The following is an 18035-nucleotide window of genomic DNA, read 5'->3' as shown; positions in this document are numbered from 1 at the left end:
ATGTGCATGCCGGAAAAGCGTGCATAGGCGGACCACTGCGCATGGAAACGGGGCGGCGCACCGTACGGGTGCGCGTAACCGGAAGTCGGTTTTTCAGGGCAGTGAAGGGCCGAGGCAGGCTTCCCACAGGCGCCGCACCTGGGCCGGGTGTTCGCCCAGCAGCTGCGGATCGACGCGCGCCTTTTCCTGTCCCTGCAGGCGCACCTGGTGCTGCAGGCGGCGCATGGCGCGGTAGGCGTCGGCCACGGCCGCGCCCAGGTCGGGGTCGATCAGGCCGAGTTCGCCCGCCAGGCGCAGCAGGGCGATGTTGCCGGCATTCGCCGTCAGCTGCGGATACGCCGCCGCATGGCGCAGCACCAGGTACTGGACGATGAACTCGATATCGATCATGCCGCCTTCGTCCTGCTTGAGGTCGAACAGGGGGCCGGGATGCACGTTGGCCTCGCGCATGCGCCGGCGCATCGCGCAGACTTCAATCTTGAGCTGCTGTTCCTGGCCGCTGCGGTCCTTGCGCAGCACGGCCTCGCGGATGCGTTCGAAACGCGCGCCGATGGCGGCGTCGCCGGCGCAGAAGCGGGCGCGGGTCAGGGCCTGGTGTTCCCAGATCCAGGCCGACGCGTGCTGGTAGCGCTCGAAGGCGGCCACGGTGGACACCAGCATGCCGCTGGCGCCATCCGGGCGCAGCGCGGTATCAATGTCGAACAGGATCCCGGCCGCCGTGTGCGCCGTGTTCCACGTGATGAAGCGCTGGGCCAGCTTGGCGTAGTTGGACGGTGCCATCTCGTCCTCGTCGTCGAACAGGAAGATGACGTCGAGGTCGGACACGTAGCCGAGTTCCTTGCCGCCCAGCTTGCCGTAGGCGATGACGGCGAAGCGCGGCTCCTCGATGTGGCGGCTGGCCACCGTGCGCCAGGCGTGGCGCACGGTGGCGCCGACGATGGTGTCGGCCAGCAGCGACAGGTGGTCGGCCAGGCGCTCGACCGAGAGTTCGCCGGCCAGGTCAAGGGCCAGCAGGCGGAACAGCTGGGCGTGGTGGGCTTCGCGCAGGATGTCGAGCTGGCGCTCGGTGTCGCCGGCCGCCGCCTCCAGCTGCTCGTCGACGCTGGCGGCCAGCTGGGCGAGCTGCTGCGGACTGCCGGCGTTCTCGTTGCGGTCGTCCAGCAGTTCGTCGAGCAGGAGCGGGTGCTGGGTCAGGAACAGGGCGGCCCAGCCGCTGGCGTTCATCATGCGGATTACCCGTTCCAGGGTGTGCGGGTATTCGGTCAACAGCGACAGGTAGGCCGAGCGGCGCGCGATCGCTTCGAAAAAATCGAGCAGGCGCCCGAGCGTGGCGGTGTGGCTGCCGACCCCGGCTTCGCGCACCACGGTGGCGATCTGGCCGAGCGCGGCGTCGCCCAGCGCCAGCAGGCGGGCACGGCTGGCGTCGGGCAGGCTGGCCAGGCGCGGCCCCTGCAGGGTGGCCACCAGGCGGGCGGCGGCGCCGGGCGGATCGTCATAGCCGAGTTCGGCCAGGCGGGCCGCGATGGCTTCGTGGTTTTCCGGGTCGTCGGCCAGGGTCGGCGCCTGCGGAGCGGCCGGCTCGGTCTTGTCGGCGAAGATGGCGTCGAACTGGGCGGCGACGAAGGCGCGCTGCGCTTCCAGCCGGGCCAGCAGGGTCGCGGTGTCCGGCAAGCCCATCATGTGCGCCACCGTCAGCCGGTCGTCCTCGCTGGCGGGCAGGGTATGGGTCTGGGCATCGTCCAGGTATTGCAGGCGGTGTTCCAGGTTGCGCAGGAAGGTGTAGGCTTCCAGCAGGCGCATCACCGTGTCCTCGGGCAGCAGTTCGCGCTCGGCCAGCAGGCGCAGGGTGGCGCGGGTCGAGCGGTTGCGCAGGGCCGGGTCGCGCCCGCCGCGGATCAGCTGGAACACCTGGGCCAGGAACTCGATCTCGCGGATCCCGCCGCGCCCCAGCTTGACGTTGTGGCTGCGTTCCGGATGCAGCCGCTCCTGGCGCTTCACCTCGGCCCGGATCTGGGCATGCATGTTGCGGATCGCATCGATCACCCCGAAGTCGAGGTAGCGCCGGAACACGAAGGGCCGCACGATCGCTTCCAGCGCCGCGATGTCCTGCGGATCGCCGGTAACGGCGCGCGCCTTGACCCAGGCATAGCGCTCCCATTCCCGGCCCTGCACAATGAGGTACTCCTCGACCATGTTGAGGCTGGCCGCGAGCGGCCCGGAGTTGCCGTTCGGGCGCAGCGCCATGTCGACGCGGAAGGTGAAGCCGTCCTCGATGATTTCCGACAGGGCGGCGTTCAGGCGCCGGCCGAGGCGCACGAAGAACTCGTGGTTCGACAGCTGGCGCTGGCCGGGGCCGGCCGCGGTATCGCCGTCCTCGGGATAGACGAAGATCAGGTCGATGTCGGACGATACGTTGAGTTCGCCCCCGCCGCCCTTGCCCATGGACAGCACGATCAGTTCCTGGGGGCGGCCCGACTCCTCGCCGGTCGGGATGCCGTGCGCGGCGCGCAACTCCTCGGTGAGGGCGGCGCAGTGGGTCTGGATGGCGAAGTCGGCGAAGCGGGTCATGGCGGTCACCACTTCGTCCAGGCTGGCCCGGCCTTCCAGGTCGCGCCGGACGAGGGCGCAGACCAGCAGGTTGCGCAGGCGCCGCATGGCGCGCGGCAGGGGCAGGGCAGCGCCCGCGGCGCCGGCCTGCTCGCGCGCCAACAAGGCGCCGAAGTCGGCATCGGCCAGCGATAATCGGGACAGCTCGTCGAGCCGTGCCTGGCGCGCCGGATCGGCGCCGAGCCAGCGCTGCAGGAAACGGGAGGCGCTCGCCGGTCCGGTGGAGGCAGGCGCGGAGGCGGCCGGGGAAGGAAGAGGCATGGTGTCGGTCCGGGTGAGTTTTGCCGTCCGGCAGGCATTCGTGCGGTAGAATTGCCCGCCGTGCCGCTTGGGGTGTGCACGATGGTAAGGTAGACGCCGCGACTGTTGCAAGCGATCTGTTATTAGAGAATCAATTTACGGCGAACCTTTTTGAGCACCTTGATGGACAACCGGGAACCGCGGGCGGCCGAGGCCCACTTGCCGCTGGCCGTGCGCTGGCAGCGGCTGCGCGCGGCCTATCGCTACGCCAACCTGGCTTCCCACCATTTCCTCGGTTTCGCCATCAAGCTGGTGCTGCTGCTGTATTTCGGCCTGGGGCTGCTGTTCCTCGCGCTGCGCTATGCGATCCTCCCCAACATTGACCTATATAAGAGCGACATCGAGGCCGCCGCCGGGCGCGCGCTCGGCAACCAGGTCACGATCGGGCGCCTTGGCGCGTCCTGGCGCGGCATCCATCCGGTCCTGCGCCTGGATGACGTACGCCTGATCGAGCGCGGCGGACGCCAGGCGCTGGCCCTGCCGCGGGTCGAGGCGGTGCTGTCCTGGTGGAGCCTGGCCGCCTTCGAGCCGCGCCTGCACACGCTCGAGATCACCCGCCCGCAGCTGGACGTGCGGCGCGGCGCGGATGGCGCGCTGCGGGTGGCCGGTGTGCGCCTCGATCCGCACAAGCAGGACGACGGGCGTGGCGCCGACTGGCTGCTGCGCCAGCGCGAGATCGTGATCCGCGAGGGCCGTGTCGCCTGGACCGACGAGCTGCGCGGCACACCCACCCTGGTCCTGGACGACGTTACCCTGGCCCTGCTGAACCGCTTCGGCGGCGGCCACCGCTTCGCGCTGCGCGCCACGCCCCCGCGCGCGCTGGGCCAGCCGATCGACCTGCGGGCGCGCTTCCGCCACCGCTTCGCCGCTCGTCCGTCCGACCTGAAGCGCTGGAAAGGCGAACTGTACGCCGACCTGCGCGGCGCCGACCTGGCCGCCTGGCAGCGCTACCTGCCGCTGCGCGACATGCCTTTCGAGGTGACGGCTGGACGCGGCTCGCTGCGTGCCTGGCTCAACGTCGACCAGGCCCGCGTGGCCGGCTTCACCGCCGACCTGGCGCTGGCGGGCGTCAACGCCCGCCTTGGCACCGGCCTGGCGCCGCTGGAGCTGGCGCGGGTGACGGGCCGGCTGGCGGCGCGCGAGGAATTGCTGCCCGGGCGCGACGAAGGCCGTCCGACCTTCGGTGCCTACGGACACGTGCTGAGCCTGACCGGCTTCTCGGTCACCACCCGCGACGGCCGCGCGCTGCCGCCGGCCACGCTCGAGCAGCGCTGGCATCCGGCGCGCGACGGCAAGCCCGAGCATGGCGAGCTGAGCGCGCACCAGCTCGACATCGGCGCGCTGGCGACCCTGGCCGGCTACCTGCCGCTGCCGCCGCAGCAGCGCCAGCTGCTGGTCGACTACGCGCCGCGCGGCCGCGTGCTCGACCTGTCGGCCGAATGGGAAGGCCGCTATCCAGCCCTGCGCGCCATGCGGGTACGCGGCAACGTGGCCGGCTTGAGCGTGAAGGCGCAGCCGGCGCGCGCCGCCCAGCCCGCGCGCAATGGCCAGCCTGCGCTGCCGGCGCGCCCGGCCACGCCCGGCTTCCAGAACCTGAGCGGGAGCATCGATGCCAACGAGCAGGGTGGCAGCCTGACGGTCGATGCGCAGCACCTGGTGCTCGACATGCCGGCCTGGTTCGCCGAGCCCGCGCTGCCGCTCGACCGGCTCGACCTGAAGGCGCGTTGGAAGTTCGAACCGGCCCGCCAGCTGCTGGTCGAGGTGGAACGGCTGGCCTTCGCGCAAGGCGCGCTGACCGGCTCGCTGTCGGGTCGCCACCTGCTGCCGCTGCAATCCGACGGCGCCGGGGGCAGCCGCGGCGCCGGACCGGGCACGGCCGACTTCACGGGCACCCTGGACGGGTTCGCGATCGGCACCGTGGGCCGCTACCTGCCGCGCGCCACGCCCGAGCACCTGGCCCACTGGCTGGACGGCGCGCTGCAGGGCGGCACCCTGCGCGACGCCAGCCTGCGCCTGCGCGGCGACCTCGCCAACTTCCCCTTCCGCGCCAGCAACGTGCTCGCGCGCGCGCGCGGCGAGTTCAACATCGCCGGGCGGCTCGAGGATGCGCGCCTGGAATACGCGCCGGGCCACCGGCATCCGGACGGTACGCCGCTGTGGCCCCTGGCCGAGCACATCAACGGGCGCATCGAGTTCGACCGTGCGCGCATGGAGATTCGCGGCGAGCGCCTGCGCACCATGGGCGTGGCGCTGTCGAACGTGAAGGCGGTGATTCCCGACCTCGGCGCGCACGAGCGCATGATGCTGGAAATCGACGGCAACGCCGCCGCCCCCTTGCCGGAATTCCTGCGCTACGTCGCGGCCAGCCCGGTGCCGGGCTGGATCGGCCATTTCCTGGACGAGACCCGCGCCACCGGCAATGCGCGCCTGGGCCTGAAGCTGCGCATGCCGCTCGCCCATCTGCCGGATACCAAGGTGCAGGGCAGCCTGCAATTGCTGGGCAATGAAGTGAGCCTGTTCCCCGAACTGCCGCCGTTGCAGGCGGCGCAGGGCAAGGTGGTGTTCTGGGAGCACGGGGTGTCGCTGGACGGCATCGGCGCCAGCTTCCTGGGCGCGCCGCTGGCCCTGGGCGGCGGCACCCAGGCCGACGGCAGCATCGCGGTGCGCTTCGGCGGCACCTTGTCCGCCGAGGGCATGCGCCGCACCGCCCCGGCGCCGGCGCTGGCCCGGCTGGCGCAGCGCCTGTCGGGCAGCACGCCCTACAGCGGCAGCGTGGTGGTGCGCGACGGCCGGCGCAGCGTGACGCTCGACTCGAACCTGGCCGGCCTCGGCCTGGAACTGCCGGCCCCGCTCAACAAGCCGCAGGCCGAGGCGCTGCCGCTGCGTTTCGTGCTGGCCGGCGAGCCTACCGTGAACGGCGTGGCGCGCGACGAGATCCGGGTGGCGCTGGGCGAACACCTGGCGGCGCGCTACCTGCGCGAAAAGTCCGGCCGTGGGCCCTGGACCGTGCTGCGCGGCGGCATCGGCGCCAACGTGCCGGCGCCGGAGCCGGACGGCGGCATGATGATCCACGTGAACATGCGCGCGCTGAATGCCGATGCCTGGATTGCCGCCGGCAAGGCGATCGCGGGAGAGGGCGGGGAAGGCCCCGGCCAGGGCGGCGCCGGCTTCGAGCAGTACGTGCTGCCGACCGTGATCGCGGGCCGGGTGGGTGAACTCACCATCGGCGAACGGCGCGTGGCCGACGTCGTGCTGGGCGCCAGCCACCTGAAGGACACCTGGCAGGCCAACCTGCATTCGCGCCATGCCAGCGGCTACCTGACCTGGGCCGAGTCCGGCAGCGGCCAGGGCCTCGGCAAGGTCACGGCGCGCCTGGCCTCGCTGGTGATCCCGGAATCGGACGAGGCCGAGGTCAAGCACCTGCTCGAATCGAACCGCGGCGCCGGCGCGACCATCCCTTCGCTCGACATCGTGGCCGAGCAGTTCCAGCTGTTCAACAAGCGCCTCGGCCGCCTTGAGCTGCAGGCCAGCAACGTGCAGGCCCTGGCCGGGCGCGAGTGGCGCATCAACCGGCTCAGCATCGACAATCCGGACGGCCAGCTGAAGGCGAACGGGCGCTGGCTGACCAAGGACGGACGCAGCAACACCAGCCTCAATTTCATCCTCGACATCATTGATGCCGGCAGGCTGCTGGACCGCCTGGGCTTTCCCGAGACCCTGCGCCGCGGCAAGGGCAAGATGTCGGGCGATATTTCCTGGAGCGGTTTGCCGTACGCGCTGGACATTCCAAGCCTGTCCGGCCAGATCGAGATGAATGTGGAATCGGGCCAGTTCCTGAAGCAGGACCCGGGTGCCGCCAAGCTGCTCGGCGTGCTGAGCCTGCAGGCATTGCCGCGCCTGCTCAAGCTCGATTTCCACGACGTGTTTTCCGAGGGCCTGGCCTTCGACGGCATCAGTGCCAACGCCCTGATCCAGCGTGGCGTGCTACGCACCGACAACCTCAAGATGCATGGTGTGGCGGCCACCATCCTGATGGACGGCACGGCCGACATCGCCAACGAGACGACCAACCTGCGCGTGGTGGTGATCCCGGAATTCAACCTGGGTACCGGGCCGCTGGTGTACGGGCTGGCGGTGAATCCGATCATCGGCATCGGCAGCTACCTGGCCCAGCTGTTCCTGCGTGCGCCGGTGATGAAGGCGCTGACTTACCAGATGCGGATCTCGGGACCCTGGAAGTCTCCAACCATCGTCAAGATCGACAATCCCGCGCCGCCCCCGGCCCAGGCCCCGGCCGCCAGGCGCCCGAACGCCAAGAAGGAGTGACAGCAATGACCAAATTAGCCGCAGTGCAGATGGTGTCCACCCCGCAGGTGGAAGAAAACCTGGCCAGCGCGCGCCGGCTGGTGGCCAGCGCCGCGGCCGAGGGCGCGCAGCTGGTGGCGCTGCCGGAGTACTGGCCGATCATGGGCATGAGCGACAGCGACAAGCTGGCCCATGCCGAGCGCGACGGCAGCGGCCCGATCCAGGACTGCATGGCCGCGCTGGCCCGCGAGCACGGCATCTGGCTGGTGGGCGGCACCCTGCCGCTGGTCTCGCCCGATGCCGCGCGGGTGCTGAACACCACCCTGGTCTACGATCCGCAGGGCGCGCGCGTGAGCCGCTACGACAAGATCCACCTGTTCGGCTTCAACAAGGGCAGCGAATCCTACGACGAGGCGCGCACCATCGTGCCGGGCGAGGCGGTGGGCGTGTTCGACGCTCCCTTCGGCCGGGTTGGCCTGTCGGTCTGCTACGACCTGCGCTTTCCGGAGCTGTACCGGGCGATGGGCGAGTGCGCGCTGATCGTGGTGCCGGCCGCCTTCACCCATACCACCGGCCTGGCGCACTGGGAAGTGCTGCTGCGCGCGCGCGCCATCGAGAACCAGTGCTACGTGCTGGCCTCGGCCCAGGGCGGCCTGCATGCCAATGGCCGCCGCACCTTCGGCCACAGCATGCTGGTCGATCCCTGGGGAGAGGTGAAGGCCGTGCTGCGCGAAGGCGAGGGTGTCATCAGCGGCACGCTCGACGACGGCTTCCTGGCCAGCGTGCGCGAGAGCCTGCCGGCCCTGAAGCATCGCAAACTGTAAAAAACGGGGTCAGAGTCGAATTATTTGCCAAGAGCTTTTGGTTAATTCCGTAAGCCTTAGTTTCTATGCTGTCGCGCAATGAATGTGGCGACCATGCTCGATCATTCGACCCCGCCTCACATGGTTTCGAGCGGATCTGCTGTCCGGTACGAAGCGGCCGGATATGGCACAATGCCCTTTCCACACGAAGGACCGAACGCAAAATGAAACCATTCGAACCGAACCTTTCCTCCCTGGCTGTCGCACGCGACGTGCTGCTGACCCCATTCGGCCTGGACGAAGGCAAGCTGCTGAACGCGCTGGGCTCGATGTTCACGCACAAGGTCGACTACGCCGACCTGTATTTCCAGTTCACGAAAAGCGAGGGCTGGAGCCTGGAAGAGGGCATCGTCAAGACTGGCAGCTTCTCGATCGACCAGGGCGTCGGCGTACGCGCCGTCTCCGGCGACCGCACCGCGTTCTCGTATTCGGACGATATTTCCGAAGCGGCGCTGCTGGATGCGGCCGCCGCCACCCGCACCATCGCCCGCGCCGGCGCTGGCCGCGTCAAGATCGCGGGCGCGACGCGCCCGACCGGCGGCCGCTCGCTCTACCTGCCGCACGACCCGCTCGCTTCGCTCGATGCGACCGCGAAGGTGAAACTGCTCGAGCGCGTCGAGAAGATGGCGCGCGCCAAGGATCCGCGCGTGGTGCAGGTGATGGCCGGCCTGGCCGGCGAATACGACGTGGTGCTGGTGGTGCGCAGCGACGGCGTGCTGGCCGCCGATATCCGTCCGCTGGTACGTGTGTCCGTCACCGTCATCGCCGAGCAGAACGGCCGGCGCGAGGTCGGCTCCTCGGGCGGCGGCGGGCGCTATGACTACGGCTATTTCAGCGACGAGCTGCTCGACAAGTACGCGACCGAAGCGGTGAAGTCGGCCTGCGTGAACCTCGAGGCGCGCCCGGCGCCGGCCGGCCCGATGACCATCGTGCTCGGCCCGGGCTGGCCCGGCGTGCTGCTGCACGAAGCGGTGGGCCATGGCCTGGAAGGCGACTTCAACCGCAAGGGCTCCTCGGCCTACGCCGGCCGCATCGGCGAACGCGTCGCGGCCAAGGGCGTCACCGTCGTCGACGACGGCACCCTGCAGGACCGCCGCGGCTCGCTCAACATGGACGACGAGGGCAACCCGACCCAGTGCACGACCCTGATCGAGGACGGCATCCTGAAGGGCTATATTCAGGACACGATGAACGCGCGCCTGATGAAGATGCCAGTCACCGGCAATGCGCGCCGCGAATCCTTCGCCCACCTGCCGATGCCGCGCATGACCAATACCTACATGCTGGCCGGCGACAAGGATCCGGAAGAGATCCTGGCCTCGGTGAAGAACGGCCTGTACGCGGTGAACTTCGGCGGCGGCCAGGTCGACATCACCAACGGCAAGTTCGTGTTCTCGGCCAGCGAGGCCTACATGATCGAGAACGGCAAGATCAGCTATCCGGTGAAGGGCGCGACCCTGATCGGCAACGGCCCGGAAGTGATGAACAATATCTCGATGATCGGCAATGACATGCGCCTGGATTCGGGCGTCGGCGTATGCGGCAAGGAAGGCCAGAGCGTGCCGGTCGGCGTCGGCCAGCCGACCCTGCGCATCGACGGCGTGACCGTGGGCGGCACCGCCTGAGCGCTGTGCGGCCCGGTACCAGGGGAGCGGCTCGGAAAAGGCTTGCCAGCCTTACACAATGGGGTTATAGTCGATTGAACACGGTCCCCAGGACCCTTTCGGACTTTCCATGCGCGCATACGCCGTTTTTGCCTGCTATTTTTACTTTAGCCATTCCAGCCCCTTGGCGGTGGAGTAGCGGCAGGTTCACGAATATCAGGAAACAGTCCGACGCAACCCAGACAAACCGCCAGCGATGGCGGTTTTTTCGTTTTCAGACCAGGTAACTAGCTATCACGGAGTACAGCATGCCCCGCACCGACGACCTGCGCATCCGCGCAATGAAGGAACTGACGCCGCCCTCGCACCTGATCCGCGAGTTTCCGGTAAGCCCGGCGGCCGAGCAGACCGCAGCCGGCGCGCGCGTGGCCCTGCACCGGATCCTGCATGGCCAGGACGACCGACTGATGGTGGTGGTGGGCCCGTGTTCGATCCACGATCCGAAGGCGGCGCTCGAGTATGCGCGCGGCCTGGCCGCACAGCGTGTGCGCTTCGCCGGCGAACTCGAGATCGTCATGCGCGTGTACTTCGAGAAGCCGCGCACCACGGTCGGCTGGAAGGGCATGATCAATGACCCCTACATGGACAACAGCTTCCGCATCAACGACGGCCTGCGCATGGCGCGCGAGCTGCTGCGCGACATCAACGCGCTCGGCCTGCCGGCCGGCACCGAGTTCCTCGACGTGATCAGCCCGCAATACATCGCCGACCTCGTCAGCTGGGGCGCGATCGGCGCCCGCACGACCGAGTCGCAGGTGCACCGCGAGCTGGCTTCCGGCCTGTCCTGTCCGGTCGGCTTCAAGAACGGCACCGACGGCAACATCAAGATCGCCGCCGATGCCATCAAGGCGGCCTCGCAGCCGCACCACTTCCTGTCGGTGACCAAAGGCGGCCATTCGGCCATCGTATCCACCGCCGGCAACGAGGACTGCCACATCATCCTGCGTGGCGGCAAGGCCCCGAACTACGACGCGGCCAGCGTCGAGGAAGCCTGCCGCCAGCTGGCGGCCAATGGCCTGGCCAGCCGCCTGATGATCGACGCCTCGCACGCCAACAGCAGCAAGAACCCGCAGAACCAGGTGCCGGTATGCGCCGACATCGCGCGCCAGGTGGCGGCGGGCGACGACCGCATCGTCGGCGTCATGATCGAATCGCACCTGGTGGGTGGACGCCAGGACCTGGTGCCCGGACGCGAGCTGGTCTACGGCCAGTCGGTGACCGATGGCTGCATCGACTGGACCACCAGCGTCGAGGTGATGGAAGGCCTGGCCGAGGCGGTCAGACTGCGCCGGGTGCGGCCGGAATAAGCGGGCTGCCCCATAAAAAAACGGCGCACCGAGGTGCGCCGTTTTTCATGTGACATGCCGGATCAGAACTTGGCGGTCAGGTTCAGGAACACATGGCGGCCCATGGCGTCATACACCTGCGGGTAGGTATTGCCGTTGCCGAACACCGCAGCCACGACACCGGTCACCGGCGGATCCTTGTCCAGCGCATTGTTCATGCCGACGCGCAGGGTGAAGTTCTTGTTGATCGCCCACTGGCCCACCAGGTCCAGGTAGTCGCGCGAGGCCAGGCGTTCGTCAGCCGGCTCGAAGTCGGCGGCCAGCAGCGGGTTGCTGCTGGTGGCGTCGAGCTTGACCGAGTTGAGGTGGCGCCAGGTCACGCCCAGTTCCAGGCCGGCCCATGGGGTGCCCCAGACGGCGCGGATCTTGTGGCGGTACTTCGGCAGCGGGGTGCCGCAGGTGGTGCCGTGCAGGCCGGCGCAGTCGTACTCGCCCGAACCCGGGAAGTCTTCCGACTTGAACTCCTTCAGGACGGTGCCGATGTAGGACAGGTCGAAGCTGCCGTAGCCAGGCGTCTTCCAGCCATAGTTCGCGCCCAGGTCGAGGCCGCGGGTCGAACGCATGCCCAGGTTCTGGTTGGTGGCGACGATGTTACCGGCCGGCAGTGCCCACAGCGAGCCCAGGCGGTCACGCGTGATCAGCGAGCAGAACTGCGGGGCGCCGGTCTGCAGACACTGGGTCAGGGTGGTCGACGCCGGCATGCCGCCGATCACGCCTTCGACCTTCATGTCGAAGGCGTCGATGGTCAGGCTCAGGTTGCGCATCGGGGTCAGCACCAGGCCCAGCGTGTAGGAATCGGATTCCTCGGGCGCCAGGTTGGTATTGCCGCCGAAGATGGCGTTGTACTGCTGGGCCGGGCTATCTTCGATGCGGCCGTACTGGGCTTGGGTCACGCCGGTACGGGCGCACTCGGCGAAGGTGGCCGACGGGTTGGCGCCGGCGCAAGGATCGTTGGCCATGCCGAACAGGCCGAGGCCGCTCGGGGTGAACAGTTCGACCACGTTGGCGGCGCGCGCCGCACGCTGGTAGCTGAAGCGGACCTTGGCGGCCTGCACCGGCGACCATTCGGCGCCGACACCGTAGGAGCTGGTCTTGTGGTCGGTCGAGTAGTCCGAACGGCGGTAGGAGCCGGTCAGGGTCAGCTGGTCCGCGAACGGCACTTTTTCCAGCACCGGGATGCGTGCTTCGGCATAGTAGTCGCGCACGCTGAACTGGCCCGCGACGCCGAAGGTCGGGCCGCCCTGGCCGGCCAGGTCGCCGGTCTGGAAGGCGGTGTCGGTGTCCAGCTTCAGCTTCTCGGTGCGGTGTTCCCAGCCCAGCGCCAGGCCGATGCCGCGGCTGGTGGTCGGCAGCTTGATGCCGTATTCGCCCAGGTCGGTCGACAGGTTGATGCCCTGCACCGACTGGTGGGTGCTGCCCTTCTGGAAGCCCGGGGTCTGCAGGTAGCTCAGGGCTTCCGGCGTGATCTGGCCCAGGGCCCAGATGTTGTACGGGACGCAGTTCGGGTCGGTGCCGTCGACCACGCTCTGGCAGACCGGCTGGCCGTTGGCGCCGGGGACGACGTTCAGCGCGCGGCCGATGCGCACGTTGGAGAAGTCGTTGAAGTAGGTTTCCGAGTACAGCACGCGGCCCACTTGGGCGAAGGCGTCGTAGGTCCAGTTGCCGACGTCGCCCTTGATGCCGATCACGCCGCGGTAGGAGGTGTGGCGCTGGTCGTCCTGGCGGCCGCCGCCTTCCACGTTGCGGCGGAAGATCAGGGCGTCGGCGGTGTCGCCCGGCGCGTTCAGGCCGAGCTGGGTGCGCCATGCCTGGCTCAGGAACGGGTTCTCGTAGCGGATCGCGTTCGGACCCGAGGCGTCGAAGCCGAACAGGCCGGACGGCGCGATCTGGGCCACGGTGGAGTCATCGTGGAAGCTGGCCTCGGTGTACAGGCGGGCCTGGTCGTTGATGTCGTAATGGGTGAAGCTGCTGAAGGTGTAGCGTTCCGACGGACGGCGGAAGTAGTTCAGCGGACCGTAGTTGTACTGGTCGGTCGCGCCGACATAGGGGCGCACGCCGCCGGCGTTGTTGGCGACCGTGTAGCTGTTGCCGTCGCCCAGGATGAAGCGGCCCGGGAAGCTGGTGCCGGAGCCGCCGCAGTTGAACTGGTTGCCCGAGCTGAAGCCGTCCAGCGAGCAGGCGGTGAAGTCGCGCTCGGATTGCAGCAGCGGATCTTCCTTCTTGTAGCCGATGAAGGCGACGGCATTGCCGCGGCCGTCGGCGAAGTTACCGCCCAGCAGCAGGTTGACGTCCTTGACCTTGCCGTCGGCGCTCTTATCGCCCGGCACCGGGAAGTTGCGGCGCTGGGCCGCTTCGGCCGCGGCGCCACCGTTCTGCTGGTGGTTGTAGAAGGCGTAGTTCGATTCGATCTGAACGCCCTGGAAGTTGTCGTTCATGATGAAGTTGACGACACCTGCCACCGCATCCGAGCCGTAGATGGCCGATGCGCCGCCGGTCAGCACCTCGACGCGCTTGATCAGCGCTGCCGGGATCTGGTTCAGGTCGGCTGCGGTATTGCGCGGCGAGCCGGCCGGCAGGCGGCGGCCATTGACCAGCACCAGGGTGCGGTCGGCGCCGAAGTTGCGCAGGTTGACAGTCGCGGTACCGGACGAACCGTTCGAGATCGAACCGCCCTGGTCGGCGAAGACCTGGGGCAGGTTGTTCAGCAGGTTTTCCACCGAACGCGTGCCTTCCAGCTTGATGTCCTTGGCGCCCACCACGGTCACCGGGCTCACGCTTTCCAGGTTGGCGGTCGCGATGCGCGAGCCGGTCACTTCCACGCGCTGCAGTTGCTGGCCTTCAGGGGCGGCAGGAGCCTGTTGCGCTTCCTGCGCATAGGCAGTGGCGGCAAATGCCATGCCGCCTGCGAACATCAGTCGTACCGAACGAGAAATTACTGTTTCAACCATCATGTCGAGCTTCCCAGGTAAGCTCCGCGGCGCTGCGGCTGGCCACAGAGAGGGTTCATCACATTACCGCCAAATGCACATACAAAAGCGGCATCTTTTCCTACAAGGCAATAAATACAATCCTATATGTACATTGTCAACCGGAATGTCTGTACAAGTCAAAAATACAACTGTTGTACATATATCTTTACAAAAGACACCTTTAGGGTTATGGACCGGAAACGAAATGGAATGGAAGGCGGCCCTCATGGCAGGCTGCCAAGCCGCCACAATTGCGTTATCTTGTCGCCCTTGACCGATGTTCACTTTGCAGGAGATCCATGCTCAGCTTTATTGTCCGGCGGCTCTGGCAAATGCTGCCGACCATGCTCGGCGTGGTCGTGCTGGTGTTCGTGCTGTTCAACTGGGTCGGCGGCGACCCTGCTTATTTGCTCGCCGGCAAGATGGCCGACACGGCCGCGATCGAGAACATCCGGCGCCAGCTTGGCACCGACCAGCCGTACTACGTGCAGCTGGGTATCTTCATCGGCCAGATCCTGAGCTTTGACTTCGGCAATGCCTGGAGCACGGGCGAGCCGGTGTCGCAGATCATCGCCAGCCGCCTGGGGCCGTCGCTCACCGTGCTGGTGCCGCTCACCATCCTCGAAACCGTGCTCGGCATCGCGCTGGCGCTGGCGATCGCCTTTGTGCGCGGCTCGCTCACCGACCGCGCCGTGATGGTGGCCTGCACGGTCGGCATGTCGATCTCGATCCTGGTCTATATCATCGTGTTCCAGTACCTGTTCGCCTACAAGCTGGGCCTGTTCCCGGTGCAGGGCTGGGGCGACAGCCTGGGCGAGAACCTGCTGCGCTATGCGCTGCTGCCGATCATCATCGGCCTTGCGGTATCGATCGCGCCGACCTTGCGCCTGTACCGTAGTTTCGTGCTGGACGAAGTAGGGCAGGACTACGTGCGCACCGCGCGCGCCAAGGGTCTTCCGGAGCGGCGCGTGGTCTGGGTGCACGTGCTGCGCAACGCGGCGATCCCGATCATTACCCACGTCATGGCCAACCTGCCGGCCCTCCTGATCGGTGCCTTCCTGCTCGAGCGCTTCTTCGGCATCCCGGGCATCGGGCGCGAAGTGATCCTGGCCGTGGAGCGCAGCGACTTCCCGGTGATCAAGGCGATCACGGTCTACGTCGCCGCCGCCACCATGCTGTTCAACCTGCTGGCCGACCTGCTGTACCGGGCGGTCGATCCGAGGGTGCAGCCAGGATGAGCGCGCAGTTGCATGCGCCGGGCCTGTGGGCGCTGGCCTGGCGCCGTTTGCGCGCCGACCGCATCGCGATGGCCGCGCTGGCGGTCGTGTGCGGCTTCCTGCTGATGCTGCTGGCCTCGAGCGCCGGCCTGGTCGCTGCCGACTGGGAGCGCGAGGTGGCCGTCAACTACGCGCCGCCCACCTTCATCGGTGAGGATGCCGGCGCGCGCGCGCTGGCCGCGGCGCAGGCGCCGGGCGCGCAGGCAAGGGCGCCGAACGCCTTCGACCCGCTCGCCGCCGACCTGGCTGAACTCAGGGCGCAGCTGGCCACCGTCGCACCGCCGCCGCCAAAAGCGGGCACGCTGCCCTTCGGCGCCGACAAGTGGGGGCACGACGTCATCAAGAAGACCATCAAGGGCGGCGAGACCTCGATCGTGGTGGGCCTGGTCGCGGCCTTCGTGGCGGTGGCGCTGGGCACCCTGTTCGGGGCGCTGTCGGGCTTCTACGGCGGCCTGGTGGACGACCTGTTCAACTGGTTCTACAGCATCTTCACGGCGATTCCCTCGATCCTGATGATCCTGACGGTGGCCGCGGTGCTGCAGCAGAAAGGGGTGATGACCATCGTCCTGATCCTCGGCCTCACCGGCTGGACCGGGCCCTACCGCCTGATGCGCGCCGAATACATCAAGCACAAGGCGCGCGAGTACGTGATGGCGGCCGACGCCATCGGTGCGTCCGCCTGGCGCCGCATGTTCGTCCACATCCTGCCCAATGTCTCGCATGTGGCCCTGGTGCAGATGTCGATCCTGGTGGTCGGCTTCATCAAGGCCGAGGTAATCCTGTCCTTCCTCGGCTTCGGGGTGCCGGTCGGCGTGGTGTCCTGGGGCAGCATGCTGAACGAGGCGCAGAATGAACTTATCCTCGGCAAGTGGTGGCAGCTGGCGGCGGCCGCCAGTGCGATGGCGCTGCTGGTGACGGCCTTTTCGCTGTTCGCGGACGCCCTGCGCGACGCGCTCGATCCGAAACTCAAATGATGGACCACGACACACCACTGCTGCAAGTGCGCGACCTGCGCATCGCGTTCCGCGTCGACAAGAAGAACACGGTCGAGGCGGTCAAGGGCATTTCCTTCGACGTGCCGGCCAACAGTACGGTGGCGCTGGTGGGCGAGTCAGGCAGCGGCAAGTCGGTCAGTTCGCTGGCCGTGATGGGCCTGCTGCCGCCTGAGACCACGCTGATCCAGCCTGGCTCGAGCGCGCGCTTCGCGGGCCGCGAGCTTCTCGCACTGCCGCTGGCCGAGCGCCGCAAGCTGTGCGGCAAGGAGATCGCCATGATCTTCCAGGAGCCGATGTCCTCGCTCAACCCGGTATTCACGGTGGGCTACCAGATCGGCGAAGTGCTGCGCCGGCACATGGGCATGAACGCGAAGCAGGCGCGCGCGCGCACGCTCGAACTGCTGGCCGAGGTCGGGATTCCCGAGCCGGCGCTGAAGATCGATGCCTACCCGAGCCAGATGTCGGGCGGCCAGCAGCAGCGCGTGATGATCGCGATGGCGATCGCCTGCGAACCGCGGCTCCTGATCGCGGACGAACCGACCACGGCGCTCGACGTCACCATCCAGAAGGCGATCGTGGAGCTGATCGTGCGCCTGCAAAGGAAGCACGGCATGGCGGTGCTGTTCATCACCCACGATCTTGGGCTGGTGGCCGAGATCGCGGACCGTGTGATCGTGATGCGCCATGGCGAGGTGCGCGAGGAGGGCGCCGCCGCCCAGGTGTTCGGCGCCCCGGCCGACGCCTACACCCGCGCGCTGCTGCATTGCCGCCCGCGGCTGGACGAGCGCCCGCTGCGCCTGCCCGTGATCGACGACTACCTGGAAGGCAGGCTGCGCGTCGATGAACGGCTGCCGCAGCGCAGCCGCGGCAGCGCGCCGGACGACCAGCCGCTGCTGGTGGTGCGCAACCTGTCCAAGAGTTTCCATGTGCGCGAAGGCCTGTTGCGCAAGCGCGAATTCAAGGCGGTGCAGGACGTGTCCTTCACGCTCGCGCGCGGCAAGACCCTGGGCGTGGTGGGCGAATCCGGTTCCGGCAAGACCACGGTCGGCCTGACCCTGCTGCGCCTGCACCGCGCCACCGGCGGCAGCGCGCTGTTCGAGGGGCGCGACCTGCTCTCGATGACGGAGCGGGACTACCAGGCCTACAAGCGGCGCATCCAGATCGTGTTCCAGAACCCGTATGCTTCGCTGAATCCGCGCTTCACGGTGGGCCAGATCCTGCTTGAGCCGATGCGTATACACCGCATCGGCGCGGGCGACGGCGAACGGGTACGGATGGCGCAAGCGCTGCTGGCGCGCGTCGGCCTGCCCGAGCAGGCGTTCCACCGCTATCCGCACGAATTTTCCGGCGGCCAGCGCCAGCGCATCGCGATCGCACGCTGCCTGACCATGAAGCCGGAAATCCTGGTGTGCGACGAATCGGTCTCGGCGCTCGACGTGTCGGTGCAGGCCCAGGTGCTGAACCTGCTGCAGGACCTGCAGGACGAATACGGCATGAGCTACATCTTCATCTCGCACGACCTGTCGGTGGTGAAGTACATCGCCGACCAGGTGATGGTGATGCACCAGGGGCGCGTGGTCGAGATGGCGGATTCGGACGAGCTGTACCGCAATCCACGGCACGATTACACGCGCAGCCTGCTGGCGGCGATTCCAGGCCAGAGGAAGGTCGATTAAACAAGTATTTCAATTACATATTATGCTAAGATG

9 protein-coding genes are annotated in these 18035 nt (G+C 67.9%); 7 read left to right on the top strand and 2 right to left on the bottom strand.

Features of this window, described 5'->3' with window-relative positions; genetic code table 11:
* Positions 1–93 precede the first annotated feature (93 nt).
* The gene (gene glnE, locus LE190_RS16435) at positions 94–2868 is read right to left on the bottom strand and encodes a bifunctional [glutamate--ammonia ligase]-adenylyl-L-tyrosine phosphorylase/[glutamate--ammonia-ligase] adenylyltransferase (RefSeq protein WP_225239714.1); all 2775 of its coding nucleotides are present in this window, start codon (positions 2866–2868) and stop codon (positions 94–96) included.
* Positions 2869–3018: 150 nt separating this feature from the next.
* Here glnE and LE190_RS16430 point away from each other — a divergent pair, with 150 nt between their 5' ends.
* From LE190_RS16430 to aroG, 4 genes are all read left to right on the top strand, one after another.
* Positions 3019–7233 carry a YhdP family protein gene (locus tag LE190_RS16430; protein WP_307734717.1) on the top strand — a complete coding sequence of 1405 codons (4215 nt, stop codon included), beginning with the start codon at positions 3019–3021 and terminating at the stop codon, positions 7231–7233.
* 5 nt (positions 7234–7238) lie between these two features.
* On the top strand, positions 7239–8036 hold the full coding sequence (locus tag LE190_RS16425) for a carbon-nitrogen hydrolase family protein (protein WP_225239713.1): 798 nt from the start codon (positions 7239–7241) through the stop codon (positions 8034–8036).
* 203 nt (positions 8037–8239) lie between these two features.
* A complete protein-coding gene (gene tldD / locus LE190_RS16420; RefSeq protein WP_225239712.1) occupies positions 8240–9700 on the top strand; it encodes a metalloprotease TldD in 1461 nt (486 codons plus the stop codon).
* 287 nt (positions 9701–9987) lie between these two features.
* Entirely contained in the window at positions 9988–11046 is a 1059-nt protein-coding gene (gene aroG / locus LE190_RS16415) for a 3-deoxy-7-phosphoheptulonate synthase AroG (protein WP_225239711.1), read from the top strand.
* Positions 11047–11108: 62 nt separating this feature from the next.
* Here the strand turns inward: aroG and LE190_RS16410 are convergent, their stop codons facing one another.
* On the bottom strand, positions 11109–13982 hold the full coding sequence (locus LE190_RS16410) for a TonB-dependent receptor domain-containing protein (RefSeq protein WP_225239710.1): 2874 nt from the start codon (positions 13980–13982) through the stop codon (positions 11109–11111).
* 371 nt (positions 13983–14353) lie between these two features.
* Between LE190_RS16410 and LE190_RS16405 the strand changes: the two genes are divergently transcribed.
* From LE190_RS16405 to LE190_RS16395, 3 genes are read left to right on the top strand one after another with little or no spacing between them, the layout of a single operon-like run.
* On the top strand, positions 14354–15292 hold the full coding sequence (locus LE190_RS16405; RefSeq protein ID WP_224945081.1) for an ABC transporter permease: 939 nt from the start codon (positions 14354–14356) through the stop codon (positions 15290–15292).
* Positions 15289–16305: an ABC transporter permease gene (locus LE190_RS16400; protein ID WP_225239709.1), complete on the top strand. Its 1017-nt coding sequence runs from the start codon at positions 15289–15291 to the stop codon at positions 16303–16305. The genes LE190_RS16405 and LE190_RS16400 overlap by 4 nt, the downstream gene beginning before the upstream one ends.
* Positions 16302–18002, top strand: coding sequence for an ABC transporter ATP-binding protein (locus LE190_RS16395; protein ID WP_439847494.1), 1701 nt, complete (start codon positions 16302–16304; stop codon positions 18000–18002). Before LE190_RS16400 ends, LE190_RS16395 begins: the two co-directional genes overlap by 4 nt.
* Positions 18003–18035: the final 33 nt, after the last annotated feature.

The organism is Massilia hydrophila (assembly GCF_020208145.1).
Lineage (GTDB): Bacteria > Pseudomonadota > Gammaproteobacteria > Burkholderiales > Burkholderiaceae_D > Telluria > Telluria hydrophila.
Note: the sequence above shows the minus strand (reverse complement) of the source record. Positions and strands in the feature narration are given on the sequence as shown.